This is a genomic window from Aeromonas sp. 75A, from assembly GCF_051919425.1.
GTDB lineage: Bacteria > Pseudomonadota > Gammaproteobacteria > Enterobacterales > Aeromonadaceae > Aeromonas > Aeromonas veronii.
The window spans coordinates 1,805,404-1,818,062 of record NZ_JBQBES010000002.1 but is presented as its reverse complement, the minus strand read 5'-3'; the positions used below and the strand labels follow the sequence as shown (position 1 = coordinate 1,818,062).

The window sequence follows — 12,659 nt, the reverse complement described above, 5'->3', positions numbered from 1 at the left end:
TTCGGGAAGCAGGCCAGAGAATAGCGGCCGTCAGGATCGCAAGCGCAGTTGCCCTTGTGTAAGCTAGGCGGGTCTTTTTACGTGGTTGAATGAAAACATATGTGGCTATTTCTCTGGCGTGCGTCCCTGCTCTATGTCTTTCCCCTGCTGATGTGGGCCTACTGCCGCATCAAGGATATCGAGTTCGCCGAGCTCGATACCGGCGTCAACACCCACAAGTGGGTGGTGCTGGCCGCTTACCTCATCTACGTGGTGATCTGGATCCTGGTTAACCGCTATCTCGAACTCTTCCTGCGTCAGCGGAGCCGTAAATGATCGACCCCGGGCTCTGGGGGATCTTGTTGCCCGCCGCAGTGCTGGCCCTCGGGCTTGGCTGGCTGATCGGGCGGCGTACCGCCACGGCGCAGGCTCAGGAGCTGATGCTGGCGCAGGAGCGTTATCAGGCGCTGCAGGATCGCTTCGACGAGTTGCAGGATGAGCGGATGCAGGGCCAGCAGAAGCTGGATCAGCAGCAGACCCTGCTGATCAAGCTCACCGCCCGCCTCAAGGATGCGGAAGCGACCCTGCGCAGCGAACGGCTGGCCGCCGCCGAGAAGCTGCAACTGCAACAGGAGGCGGAGCAGCGCCTCAGCCAGCAGTTCGAGAATCTCGCCAACCGGATCTTCGAGCAAAACTCCGGCAACTTCCGCGAATTGAACCAGAATAGCCTCGATCTGTTGCTCACCCCGCTCAAAGAGCAGCTCGAGGGCTTTCGCCGTCAGGTGGGGGAGACCCACGCCCAGGAGACGGCCCAGCGCCACAGTCTCAAGTTCGAGCTGGAGCGCCTCGCCGAGCTCAATGCCCGCATGACCGAAGAGGCGGCGGCGCTGACCCGCGCCCTCAAGGGTGACAGCAAGCAGCAGGGTAACTGGGGCGAGGTGGTGCTGGCGCGGATCCTCAGCGAATGCGGCTTGCGCGAGGGTCACGAGTACCACACCCAGGTCAATATCGAGGTGGAGAAGGGCAAGCGCTACCAGCCCGATGTCATCGTCCACCTGCCGCAGGAGAAGGACATCATCATCGACGCCAAGGTGTCGCTGACCGCCTACGAACGCTGGTTCAACGCCGATGACGAGCTGGAGAAGGCGGTGGCGCTGAAAGAGCACGTCGCCTCGGTGCGTAACCATATCCGCGAGCTGGGCCGCAAGGATTACCAGCAGTTGCCCGGAGTGCGCACCCTCGACTATGTGCTGATGTTCGTGGCGGTAGAGCCCGCCTTCCTTACCGCGATGGAGGCCGATCCCTCGCTGGTGCGTTACGGCCTCGACAACAATATCCTGCTGGTGAGCCCCACCAACCTGATGGTGGCGCTGCGCACTATCGAAAACCTGTGGCGCTACGAGCGGCAGAACCAGAATGCTCGCCAGATCGCCGAGCGGGCCGGTCGCCTCTACGAAAAGCTGCGGCTGTTTGTCGAGGAGATGCAGCAGATGGGCGGCAGCCTGCACAAGGCGCAGGAGAGCTACGACAAGGCGATGGGACGGCTGGTCAACGGCCGTGGCAACCTGATTGCGCAGGTCGAGCGTTTCCGCGAGCTGGGGGTGGAGGTAACCAAGAGCCTGCCCGAGCCGCTGGTGGAGCGGGCGCTGGAGCGTGATAAGGAGCGGGAGTAGTTAGCCAGATGACGCTGCTGCTCAACTACCAACGTGGTTCCGTAAGCAGTGAAACAGGATGTGGTTAATACGCTACTGAACGAAGGTGACATCCCCCCAATTTTGCTGAACGTCACCATAGGCGATGGCAAGTTACATCGAGCTGATTTTTGACATAATGAAGCGGTGTAATAACGATGCCCCATAACGCAGAGAGGTTGATTGAATGGCAGATAACATCCCTCAGGCTCCTCAAGGCGAGTTGGTTCTCTTTACCAGTGCGGATGGTCACACCCGTGTCGAGTGCCGCTTTGAATCAGATACCTTGTGGCTTTCTCAAGCCGCGATGGCAGAACTTTATGACAAGGATGTTCGTACCATCAATGAGCACCTGATCAATATCTACCATGAAGGTGAACTTGTACAAAACGCAACCATCCGGAAATTCCGGATAGTTCGATTAGAAGGAACCCGCCAAGTATCTCGTGAAATCGACCACTATAATCTTGATGCAATTCTGGCTGTGGGATATAGAGTCCGTTCACTACGTGGCACACAATTTCGCCAATGGGCAACCCAGACATTAAAAGAGTATCTGATTAAGGGCTTCGTTATGGATGATGAACGCCTGAAAAACCCGCCCGTAGGAAACTCTGCGGTGCCAGATTATTTTGATGAAATGCTGGAACGTATTCGCGATATCCGAGCCAGCGAGCGCCGTGTATATCTGCGGGTAAAAGAGATCTTCACCATGGCCGCTGATTACGAGCCATCAAACCAGGAGACAAACCGATTTTTTCAAACAATCCAGAATAAACTGCATTATGCCTGCACGCATATGACAGCGGCAGAACTTATCGCCAGTCGTGTTGATGCCAGTAAGCCTGATATGGGCCTGACCAGCTATAAAGGTGACGAAGTGCGCAAGACGGATGTCACTATCGCCAAAAACTATCTGCGTGAAGATGAAGTCAAAGAGCTCAATCGCATTGTTAACATGTGGCTCGATTTTGCCGAAGACCAAGCACTGCGCCGCAAACAAGTATTCCTAAAGGACTGGGCTGAGAAACTCGATCAGTTCTTGAGTTTTAACGATCGGGATGTGTTGAGCGGAGCGGGCAAAATCTCCAAAAAAACAGCAGATGAGAAGGCAAAACTGGAATTTGATCGCTTCGCAGAACAACGCCGACGCTTGAAAGAAGCTGAAGGGGCTTTGTCCAATATTGCCGCCCTAAGGGCTATGTTCAAAAAAGAGAAATAGCGATCCGAAGGATCTGCTCCATGTGTTTGCCTACGTAGAATAACAACGGCCCACCGAAGTGGACCGTTGTTATTTGTACTGCTGGTGTTAATCAGCGGCTGGCTGCGCGGGCGCTCAGCTCGGCTTTCTCGCTATCGCTCAGGAAGGCCAGGGTCAGGCCGTTCTGCTGGGCGGTGCGGATCTCGCTGGCGGTCATACCAGCAGCCGGAGCGGCCACCTCATATTCGTGCGGCAGGTCGATCCCTTCCACCGCCGGGTCATCGGTGTTGAGGCAGGCCAGCACGCCGGCGGCCAGGAACTGGCGGATCGGGTGTTCGGTCAGGCTCGCCACCGTGGTGGTCTGGATGTTGGAGGTGAGGCAGGATTCGATGCCGATGCGGTGTTCGGCCAGATAGGCCATCAGGGCCGGATCCTGAATCGCTTTGACGCCGTGGCCGATACGCTCGGCGCCCAGCTCGCGAATGGCCTGCCACATGCTCTCGGGGCCGGCGGCTTCACCGGCGTGTACGGTGACGCGCATGCCTGCATCGCGCACCTTGCGGAAGTGGTCGACAAAGAGTTCGCCCGGGAAGCCCAGTTCGTCACCGGCCAGATCGATGGCGACCAGCTTGTCGCGGTGGGCCAGACAGGCGGCCAGCTCCTGATTGCACTGCTCGGTGCCGAAGGTGCGGCTCATGATGCCGATCAGGTTGGTCTTGATGCCGAAGTCGCGGCTGCCCGCGGCCACGCCGTCGATGATGGCTTCCACCACGCGCTGCGGGTGCAGCTTGTGGGCCATTGCCATATAGGCCGGGCTGAAGCGCAGCTCTGCATAGTCGATACCGGCGCGCAGCAGATCTTCCACGTTTTCGTAGGCGACCCGGCGGCAGGCGTCGTAGTCTGCCAGCACGGCCACACCCCAGTCCAGTTTCTTCAGGAAGGCAACCAGACTCGGCTCGTTCTCGACGATCTGTACGTGGGGACGCAGCGCTTCCAGCTCGAATGCGGGCAGCGGGATATTGTGTTGGCGACCCAGCTCGAGGATGGTTTGCGGGCGGATGTTGCCGTCCAGATGGCGGTGCAGGTCGGTCAGGGGGAGAGATCTGTCAATCATGGGGGCGCCCTCGTCGAGTCAGGTGTGAAAGCCTGCCATTCTAGGCGGGGCTTTCAAAAAAGATACCCCGTTTATGGTTAAACGGGGTTCTGGCGGGCGGTGATTTGTCAGGGCGTGATGGGAATCGTTTTTCCCCGGGACTCAGGAGAGATCGAGTTCCTTCAGCTTGCGGGTCAGGGTGTTGCGACCCCAGCCAAGCAGGCGGGCGGCCTCCTGCTTGTGGCCGTGAGTGTGTTCCAGCGCGGTTTCCAGCATGATCCGCTCGAACTGGGGCATGGCATCGGCCAGGATATCTATCTCGCCGAGCGCCAACTTGCTGGCCACCCACTCCTGCAACTGTTGCTGCCAGCAACCGGGCAACGCCGGTTGGCCCGGTTCGGCACTGTTGGTGATGGGGGTGAGCAGCTCGGCAGGCAGGTCGCCGACCAGCACTTCTTGCCCCGAGGCCATCACGGTGAGCCAGCGGCAGACGTTCTCCAGCTGGCGTACGTTGCCCGGCCAGGGCAGGCGACTGATATAGGCCTGGGTATCGGGGTGCAGGCTCTTGGCCTCAACGTTCAGCTCTTTGGCGGCGCGCAGCAGGAAGTGACGGGCCAGCTGGGGGATATCCTCACGGCGCTCCTTGAGGGCGGGGATGTGGATGCGAATGACGTTGAGGCGGTGGAACAGATCCTCGCGAAACTCGCCATCGGCGACCCGCTTCTCCAGATTCTGATGGGTGGCTGCGATGATCCGTACATCCACCTGCACCGGCTGGTGGCCGCCGACCCGGTAGAACTGGCCATCGGCCAGCACCCGCAGCAGCCGGGTCTGCACATCCAGCGGCATGTCGCCGATCTCGTCGAGAAACAGGGTACCGCCGTCGGCCTGCTCGAAGCGGCCATGGCGGATGTTGTTGGCGCCGGTGAAGGCCCCCTTCTCGTGACCGAACAGTTCCGATTCGATGAGATCTTTGGGGATGGCTGCCATGTTGAGGGCGATGAAGTTCTTGTGGGCGCGCGGGCTGTGCTTGTGCAGCGCATGGGCGACCAGCTCCTTGCCGGTACCGCTCTGGCCGTTGATCAGCACCGAGATGCTGGAACGAGACAGGCGGCCTATGGCACGGAACACCTCCTGCATCGCTGGCGCCTCACCGATGATCTCCGGGGTGGCTGTCGCCTCTTGCTGGCGAGACTTGCGCTTGGTGCGCTGCTCCTTGAGGTGATTCTCGGCGCGGCGCACCAGGGTCACCGCTTCGTCGATGTCGAACGGCTTGGGCAGGTACTCGAAGGCGCCGCGCTGGTAGGCGTTGACCGCGCTGTCGAGATCCGAGTGGGCGGTCATGATGATGATGGGCAGATCGGCCTGACGGCGGTGGATCTGCTCCAACAGGCTCAGGCCGTCTATACCGGGCATCCGGATATCGGAGAGGATCACATCGGGCGAGCGCAGCTCAAGGGCGTGCAGCAGGGCTTCGCCATCGGCAAAGCTCTCGCAGTTGAAGCCTTCGCTGCCGAGAGTGCGCTCCAGCACCCAGCGGATAGAACTGTCGTCATCGACGATCCACACTTTGGCGGTCATGGGGTTCCCTTACTTGCGAAGCGGTAGAAAAATGGTGAATTCGGTGTGACCCGGCCAGCTGATGCAGTCAATTCGCCCCTTGTGCTGGTCGATCAGGTTCTGGGCGATGGAGAGGCCGAGCCCGGTTCCCCCCTCTTTGCCGGTGATCATCGGGTAGAACAGGGTGTCGCGAATGGCATCGGGAATGCCGGGGCCGTTGTCGATGATCTTGATCTCCGCTGCCAGCCGGTAACGCTGGCCGTGGATGGTGATCTGGAACGCGGTGCGGGTCTTGATGCGGATAAGCCCGGTCTGATCGCCCAGTGCTTCGGCGGCATTGCGCACTATGTTGAGAAACGCCTGCAGCAGCTGATCCGGCTCCATCTCGAATTCGGGGATGCTGGGGTCGTAATCCCGCTCGATGCGAACAGAGGGAGGGAGTTCGAGCTCCACCAGTCGGCGTACCTGCTCCAGCACCGAATGGACATTGTGCATCTGGTGACGGCCGGGGCGCTGGGGGCCGAGCAGCCGATCGACCAGTACCCGCAGCCGGTCGGCCTGTTCGATGATGATGCCGGTATATTCGCGCAGGGCTGGATCCGGCAGCTCTTTTTGCAGCAGCTGCGCCGCGCCGCGCAGGCCGCCGAGGGGATTCTTGATTTCGTGGGCCAGCCCGCGCACCAGCTCCTTGGCCGCCAGCTGTTGGGCATGTTGCTGCTGCTCCTGACTGATCTTCTTCTGCTGGTCGATCTTGCGCAGCTCCACCACCAGCAGACGCTGTTCGTGGTCGGCCATCGGGGTAGCGCTCAGCTCCACCAGTCGCGGTTCTCCCTCTACCACCAGAGTCACTTCGCTATCGGTAAAGCCCTGCCCTGAAACGAGGCAATGTTTCAGTCGTTGCAGGTCGAGGGAGATATGTTCCAGCAGATGGGGCAGTTCGATGCCGATCAGCCTGCGTTCACTGAGGGAGAGCAGCTGTTCAGCCGCTGGGTTGACGAATTGGATGCAGAGCCGCTCATCCATCAGGATCACGGCGGTTAGCAAATTATCCAAGAGTGTTTTGGCGTTGTCCGAGCGGGTTGGCACAGGTTTCTCCCTAAAACGGTGCTACACACCTGTTATGCACCGATATGGTGCATAGAGTTTACCCGCATCGGTGCGCTATATCACCCCTAGTCGGCTTTGGGGGTGGGTTTGGGAGCTGGCGTCACGCTCGCTCTATGCAGGTAAAAGGTGACTGCACTGGATTTAGCAAGGATCGTACCGTCTTTGGCGAGCAGCTCGAGCTGAGCCTCGTGGGCGCCGCGATCGACGTTTTCGACCCGGACAGAGAGGCTGTTGCTGACGATGGGGGCGGCTTTGCCATCCAGGGTCAGGCGCACATCATACTGGGTCGGAGGTTTGGGGCTGATGGTGCCCTGAAAGACGATGTTGCCTGTGTTGTCGCGCAGGGTGCTGCCCTGTTCCGGGGAGAGCAGTTCGATGGTCAGCTTGGCCGCCTCTTTTTCTTTCTTGGCATCGGCGCCGGTCAGGCTGTTGAAGTTATCCACCTGCACCGATCTGGGCGCGCTGCTGCCCAGCAGCGGGGCGACCCGCAGATCGACCTCTTTGGCGTTTTTGCCGGGTGGTGGCGCATCCGAGTAGTGGGTGATGCCATTGCCATCGACCCAGGAGTAGACCTTGGCCGCGTCCGCACCGAACGAGGTCAGCAACAGGAGGCTGAACACCCCTATGCCATGCTTGTTGTTCATCCATCTCTCCTTGACGGTATTTTGCTTAATCCTATCAGAGAAAAAACCCGCCAGATGGCGGGTTTTGTCACGATTAAGCAAGCTGACCAGATTTAAACGGCCAGTCTGCTGAGCCTTAGACGGAGTAGTACAGCTCGAACTCCAGCGGGTGCGGGGTCATGCGCACACGGTCAACATCCTGCTGTTTCAGTTCCAGGTAGGAGTTGATGAAGTCATCGCTGAACACGCCGCCACGGGTCAGGAACTCGCGGTCAGCATCCAGAGCAGCCAGGGCTTCGTCCAGAGAACCGGCAACGGTCGGTACTTCTGCAGCCTCTTCCGGCGGCAGGTCGTACAAGTTCTTGTCCATGGCATCGCCCGGATGGATCTTGTTGATGATACCGTCCAGACCGGCCATCAGCTGGGCAGCGAAGGCCAGGTACGGGTTGGCAGCCGGATCCGGGAAGCGCACTTCGATACGACGGGCTTTCGGGCTCGGTACCACCGGGATACGAATGGAGGCAGAGCGGTTGCGGGCAGAGTAGGCCAGCATGACCGGTGCTTCATAACCCGGAACCAGACGCTTGTAGGAGTTGGTGGTCGGGTTGGCGAAGGCGTTGATGGCCTTGGCGTGCTTGATGATACCGCCGATGTAGTGCAGAGCCATCTCGGACAGACCGCCATACAGGTCGCCAGCGAACAGGTTGACGCCGTTCTTGGCCAGAGACTGGTGGCAGTGCATGCCGGAGCCGTTGTCACCGAACATGGGTTTCGGCATGAAGGTAACGGTCTTGTTGTAGGCGTGGGCCACGTTGTGGATCACGTACTTCAGTACCTGTACTTCGTCAGCTTTCAGCGTAAGAGTGTTGAAGCGGGTAGCGATTTCGTTCTGACCGGCAGTGGCCACTTCGTGGTGGTGAGCTTCAACGACCTGGCCCATCTCTTCCAGCACCAGACACATGGCGGCGCGGATATCCTGGGAGGAGTCGACCGGTGCAACCGGGAAGTAACCGCCTTTCACGAACGGACGGTGACCCTTGTTGCCATGCTCATAGGCAGTGCCGGAGTTCCATGCGGCTTCTTCAGATTCGATTTTCACGAAGCTGTGGCCCATGGTGTTGGAGAAGGTAATGTTGTCGAACATGAAGAATTCCGGCTCCGGCCCGAACAGCACGGTGTCAGCGATGCCGCTGGACTTCAGGAAATCTTCTGCACGTTTGGCGATGGAGCGCGGATCGCGGTCGTAGCCCTGCATGGTGGCAGGCTCCAGCACGTCACAAACGATGTTCAGGGTGGTCTCTTCGGTGAACGGATCCAGCTTGGCGGAGGCTGCGTCCGGCATCAGTACCATGTCGGATTCGTTGATGCCCTTCCAGCCGCCGATGGAGGAACCATCGAACATCTTGCCGTCTTCGAAGAAATCTTCATCAACCTGATGAGCAGGGATGGATACATGCTGCTCTTTACCCTTGGTGTCGGTAAAGCGCAGATCAACAAACTTGACTTCGTGTTCCTGGATCAGGGCCAAAACGTTCTGGGCTGACATGCTAAGTAACCTCCGGTGTTAAAACTCTCTGGGTGAATGCGTCGTCGTATTCACATAAGCCAGTATCGTGCCAAGTTTGTGACAGCTTGATTTCAGGGCAATCTCGCTGAAGAGGCTCCCCAAAATCAGGCGATCTCGACTCGCGTTGCATCAATTTAGTGCGATGGTGGATCGTTTTGGTGCACTGTAATGGTGCGCGAAATACGGTCACCGCCCATCTAAGCAGGGTTTGTCAGAGAGGTCTATGATCCAGATCTGTTGTTATGCGTGAATGTACTGCAATTCTGCTAGGCAGATCACAAAGGCAAGAGTACAATTAGCGCCCAATTTTACCCGGTGATTGAGGCGAGAATGTTAGAGAATTTACGCAATATTGCGATTATTGCGCACGTTGACCACGGCAAAACGACTCTGGTTGATAAGCTGCTGCAGCAGTCCGGCACCCTGGACCGCTCCACGGAAGGCCAGGAACGGATCATGGACTCCAATGATCTGGAACGGGAACGTGGCATCACCATTCTCGCCAAGAACACTGCGATCCGCTGGAATGACTACCGCATCAACATCGTTGATACCCCGGGTCACGCCGACTTCGGTGGTGAAGTAGAGCGCGTACTGTCCATGGTTGACTCCGTGCTGCTGCTGGTTGACGCCGTAGACGGCCCGATGCCGCAAACCCGTTTCGTGACCCAGAAAGCGTTCGCTCAGGGTCTGAAGCCGATCGTGGTCATCAACAAGGTTGACCGTCCGGGTGCTCGTCCTGACTGGGTAATGGATCAGGTATTCGACCTGTTCGACAACCTGGGCGCGACTGACGAACAGCTGGATTTCAAAGTTGTTTACGCCTCTGCACTGAACGGTTGGGCCACCATGGATCAGGACGTCGAGTCCGAGAACATGGAGCCGCTGTTCCAGGCCATCGTTGACAACGTTGAAGCGCCGAAGGCTGATGCCGAAGGTGGTTTCCAGATGCAGATCTCCCAGCTGGACTACAACTCCTACGTGGGCGTTATCGGTATCGGCCGTATCACCCGTGGTCGCGTCAAGACCAACCAGCAAGTCACCATCGTTGGTGCTGACGGCAAGACCCGTAACGGTAAAGTCGGTCAGGTGCTGGGTTATCTGGGTCTGTCCCGTACTGAAGTTACCGACGCGCAAGCGGGTGACATCATCGCTATCACCGGTCTGGGCGAGCTGAAAATCTCCGACACCATCTGTGACAACGGTGCCGTTGAAGCCCTGCCGCCGCTCTCCGTTGACGAGCCGACCGTGAACATGACCTTCCAGGTCAACACCTCACCGTTCGCCGGTAAAGAGGGCAAGTTCGTGACCTCCCGCAACATTCTGGAGCGTCTGAACCAGGAGCTGGTCCACAACGTGGCCCTGCGTGTGGAAGAGACTGATGATCCGGACAAGTTCCGTGTATCCGGTCGTGGTGAGCTGCACCTCTCCATCCTGATCGAAAACATGCGTCGCGAAGGTTACGAACTGGCTGTGTCCCGTCCGGAAGTAATCCTGCGTACCGTTGATGGCGTCCTGCAAGAACCGTTCGAAACCGTAACTGTGGACGTTGAAGAAGCGCACCAGGGTTCCGTGATGGAGCAACTAGGTCTGCGTAAAGGCGAAATGACCAACATGACCCCGGATGGCAAGGGTCGTGTCCGTCTGGACTTCATGATCCCGAGCCGTGGCCTGATCGGCTTCCAGACCGAGTTCATGACCATGACCTCCGGTACCGGTCTGCTGTACCACACCTTCGACCACTACGGTCCGCATAAGGGTGGCAGCATTGGTGAGCGTCAGAACGGCGTGCTGATCTCCAACGCTACCGGTAAGGCTCTGACCTACGCCCTGTTCGGTCTGCAAGACCGCGGTCGTCTGTTCATCGGTCACGCTACCGAGGTGTACGAAGGCCAGGTGATCGGTATCCACTCCCGTTCCAACGACCTGACTGTTAACTGCCTGAAAGGCAAGCAGCTGACCAACATGCGTGCCTCCGGTACCGACGAAGCTCAAGTGCTGACTCCGCCGATCCGCATGACTCTGGAACAGGCTCTCGAGTTCATCGATAACGACGAACTGGTAGAAGTGACTCCGAAGAACATCCGTATCCGCAAGAAATTGCTGACCGAGCTGGATCGCAAGCGCTCTGGCCGTGGTTAATGCCATGTGCTGAGCCTCGGCAGCCTTCGTGGCCGCTGACGGTTCACTGATAAACGGACCCAAACCTCTGGTTTGGGTCCGTTTTTTTATGCCTGTGATCCGCTCTGGCCATCCTGATGAGCTCGTTCAGGCCATCCGGTAATGGGGCTGATGAGCGTTGAGCGAAGGTCGTGGGGGTGGGTGAGATAAAAAAGCCGCAGCGGGTGGCCGCTGCGGCTTTTTGCTGGCTTGCAGTAAGGGGTTACTGGCGCCAGAAGGAGGGGAAGAAGAGCACGGCGACCGTCAGGATCTCCAGTCGTCCCAGCAGCATGCCGAATGACAAAAGCCATTTGGCCGATTCCGGCAGGCTGGCAAAGTTGGTGCTGGGGCCGACCACCGGGCCCATGCCCGGGCCGACGTTGGCGACAGCGGTGATGGAGCTGGAGATAGCCGTCAGGGGGTCAAGCCCGATGGCGCCCAACAGTGCGGCTATCACCAGAATGATGGCGAAGTAGGCCAGTACGAATGAGATCATCGAGCGGATGATGGCGTCATTAACCGTCCGGCCGTTGTACTTCTGCGGAAACACGGCAGAGGGGTGCATCAGTTGGCGCATCTGCTTTCTGAACAGGGCGAATGCCACCTGTACCCGGAAGATCTTGAGGCCGCCCGCAGTGGAGCCTGAGCAGGCCCCAAGAGCCAGCAGCACGATGAAGACGATGCTGGCGAGCGGCCCCCAGGTGCCGAAGTCACCAAGGCCGTAGCCGGTGGTGGTGAGTACCGAGACGATGTTGAAGCAGCTGATGCGCAGGGCATCCCAGAAGCCGAACAGATCTCTCTCCCACAGATAGAAGGTCATGATGACGGTGACCCACACCACCAGCCAGAAGAAGCCGCGCACCTGGGCATCCTTGAACAGGCTGTAGTCCCTGTGGTTGAGGCTTTGCACATAGAGCAGGAAGGGCAGGCCACCGAGGAACATGAACAGGGTGCCAATCCAGTGCGCCGAGTTGGAGAAGTGGGACATGGATTGATCGGAGGTGGAGTAGCCGCCGGTACTGAGAGTTGTCATGGCGTGGTTGATCGCCTCGAACATGTTCATGCCGCTGGCCCAGTAGGCCATGAAGCAGAGCATGGAGAGCACCAGATAGACCACGACGATGTTATTGGCGACCGTCTTGGCACGCGGGGCGCTTTTGTCCGACCAGTCCGAGCTCTCGGTCTGGAACAGCTTCATGCCGCCGACGTTGAGGTAGGGCAGCACAGCTACCGCCATCACGATAAAGCCGACCCCGCCCAGCCACTGCAGGATGGAACGCCACAACAGGATGCTGTGGGCCATGTTGTCGAGGCCGGAGAGCACGGTGGAGCCCGTGGTGGTCACCCCCGACATGGTCTCGAAGTAGGCGTCGGTGAAGTTGATGTGGGTGATGAAAACAAAAGGCAGGGCGCCGAAGGCGCAGGCCACCACCCAGACCGAGGTGGTGAGCAGGAACATCTCCCGTACCCCCAGATGAAACTCCGCCTTGCGACCATAGTGGAGGCAGAGCAGGGCGGCGCCGTGGGTGATCAGCACGGACTTGAGAAACTCGACAAATCCCTCTGACCCGGTGAGCAGTGCCAGCAAGGTGGGCAGCCACATGAAGAGCGCCAGCTTGGAGAGCACCAGCCCGAGGGTGAAGATAATGGGACGCAGCTTGATCATGTTCGATAACCT

Annotated in this window: 10 protein-coding genes; 4 read left to right on the top strand and 6 right to left on the bottom strand. The window is 58.8% G+C overall.

Annotated features, from left to right (window positions below):
• Nucleotides 1–99 precede the first annotated feature (99 nt).
• The 3 genes from ACTG2T_RS08355 to ACTG2T_RS08345 all read left to right on the top strand — a co-directional run bounded on the left by ACTG2T_RS08355 (nucleotide 100) and on the right by ACTG2T_RS08345 (nucleotide 2,892).
• Nucleotides 100–315, top strand: a complete 216-nt coding sequence (locus ACTG2T_RS08355) for a hypothetical protein (RefSeq protein WP_021231493.1) — start codon at nucleotides 100–102, stop codon at nucleotides 313–315.
• Nucleotides 312–1,652, top strand: coding sequence for a DNA recombination protein RmuC (gene rmuC, locus ACTG2T_RS08350; RefSeq protein ID WP_330125127.1), 1,341 nt, complete (start codon nucleotides 312–314; stop codon nucleotides 1,650–1,652). The genes ACTG2T_RS08355 and rmuC overlap by 4 nt, the downstream gene beginning before the upstream one ends.
• A 205-nt stretch (nucleotides 1,653–1,857) precedes the next feature.
• Nucleotides 1,858–2,892, top strand: coding sequence for a virulence RhuM family protein (locus ACTG2T_RS08345; protein ID WP_201994958.1), 1,035 nt, complete (start codon nucleotides 1,858–1,860; stop codon nucleotides 2,890–2,892).
• Nucleotides 2,893–2,983: 91 nt separating this feature from the next.
• On the opposite strand, the gene add is transcribed toward ACTG2T_RS08345, so the two are convergent.
• From add to glnA, 5 genes are all read right to left on the bottom strand, one after another.
• Nucleotides 2,984–3,985, bottom strand: a complete 1,002-nt coding sequence (gene add / locus ACTG2T_RS08340) for an adenosine deaminase (RefSeq protein WP_330125128.1) — start codon at nucleotides 3,983–3,985, stop codon at nucleotides 2,984–2,986.
• 141 nt (nucleotides 3,986–4,126) lie between these two features.
• Complete coding sequence (gene glnG, locus ACTG2T_RS08335) at nucleotides 4,127–5,545, bottom strand: nitrogen regulation protein NR(I) (protein ID WP_120416210.1); 1,419 nt, start codon at nucleotides 5,543–5,545, stop codon at nucleotides 4,127–4,129.
• Between the two features lie 9 nt (nucleotides 5,546–5,554).
• Nucleotides 5,555–6,610: a nitrogen regulation protein NR(II) gene (gene glnL / locus ACTG2T_RS08330; protein ID WP_330125129.1), complete on the bottom strand. Its 1,056-nt coding sequence runs from the start codon at nucleotides 6,608–6,610 to the stop codon at nucleotides 5,555–5,557.
• Nucleotides 6,611–6,696: 86 nt separating this feature from the next.
• On the bottom strand, nucleotides 6,697–7,275 hold the full coding sequence (locus ACTG2T_RS08325; RefSeq protein ID WP_330125130.1) for a DUF4124 domain-containing protein: 579 nt from the start codon (nucleotides 7,273–7,275) through the stop codon (nucleotides 6,697–6,699).
• Between the two features lie 115 nt (nucleotides 7,276–7,390).
• On the bottom strand, nucleotides 7,391–8,800 hold the full coding sequence (glnA, locus tag ACTG2T_RS08320) for a glutamate--ammonia ligase (RefSeq protein ID WP_005339672.1): 1,410 nt from the start codon (nucleotides 8,798–8,800) through the stop codon (nucleotides 7,391–7,393).
• A gap of 351 nt (nucleotides 8,801–9,151) precedes the next feature.
• On the opposite strand from glnA, the gene typA reads away from it, so the two are divergent.
• Nucleotides 9,152–10,963, top strand: coding sequence for a translational GTPase TypA (gene typA / locus ACTG2T_RS08315; protein WP_005339679.1), 1,812 nt, complete (start codon nucleotides 9,152–9,154; stop codon nucleotides 10,961–10,963).
• A gap of 241 nt (nucleotides 10,964–11,204) precedes the next feature.
• Here the strand turns inward: typA and ACTG2T_RS08310 are convergent, their stop codons facing one another.
• Complete coding sequence (locus ACTG2T_RS08310) at nucleotides 11,205–12,647, bottom strand: TrkH family potassium uptake protein (protein ID WP_042054858.1); 1,443 nt, start codon at nucleotides 12,645–12,647, stop codon at nucleotides 11,205–11,207.
• Nucleotides 12,648–12,659 lie beyond the last annotated feature (12 nt).

Bases quoted from the DNA above. Each gene is read 5' to 3' on its own strand.
- ACTG2T_RS08310 (WP_042054858.1), bottom strand. From the start codon at position 12,647: ATGATCAAGCTGCGTCCCATTATCTTCACCCTCGGGCTGGTGCTCTCC.
- glnA (WP_005339672.1), bottom strand. From the start codon at position 8,800: ATGTCAGCCCAGAACGTTTTGGCCCTGATCCAGGAACACGAAGTCAAG.
- glnG (WP_120416210.1), bottom strand. From the start codon at position 5,545: ATGACCGCCAAAGTGTGGATCGTCGATGACGACAGTTCTATCCGCTGG.
- ACTG2T_RS08345 (WP_201994958.1), top strand. From the start codon at position 1,858: ATGGCAGATAACATCCCTCAGGCTCCTCAAGGCGAGTTGGTTCTCTTT.
- rmuC (WP_330125127.1), top strand. From the start codon at position 312: ATGATCGACCCCGGGCTCTGGGGGATCTTGTTGCCCGCCGCAGTGCTG.
- ACTG2T_RS08325 (WP_330125130.1), bottom strand. From the start codon at position 7,275: ATGAACAACAAGCATGGCATAGGGGTGTTCAGCCTCCTGTTGCTGACC.
- add (WP_330125128.1), bottom strand. From the start codon at position 3,985: ATGATTGACAGATCTCTCCCCCTGACCGACCTGCACCGCCATCTGGAC.
- typA (WP_005339679.1), top strand. From the start codon at position 9,152: ATGTTAGAGAATTTACGCAATATTGCGATTATTGCGCACGTTGACCAC.
- ACTG2T_RS08355 (WP_021231493.1), top strand. From the start codon at position 100: ATGTGGCTATTTCTCTGGCGTGCGTCCCTGCTCTATGTCTTTCCCCTG.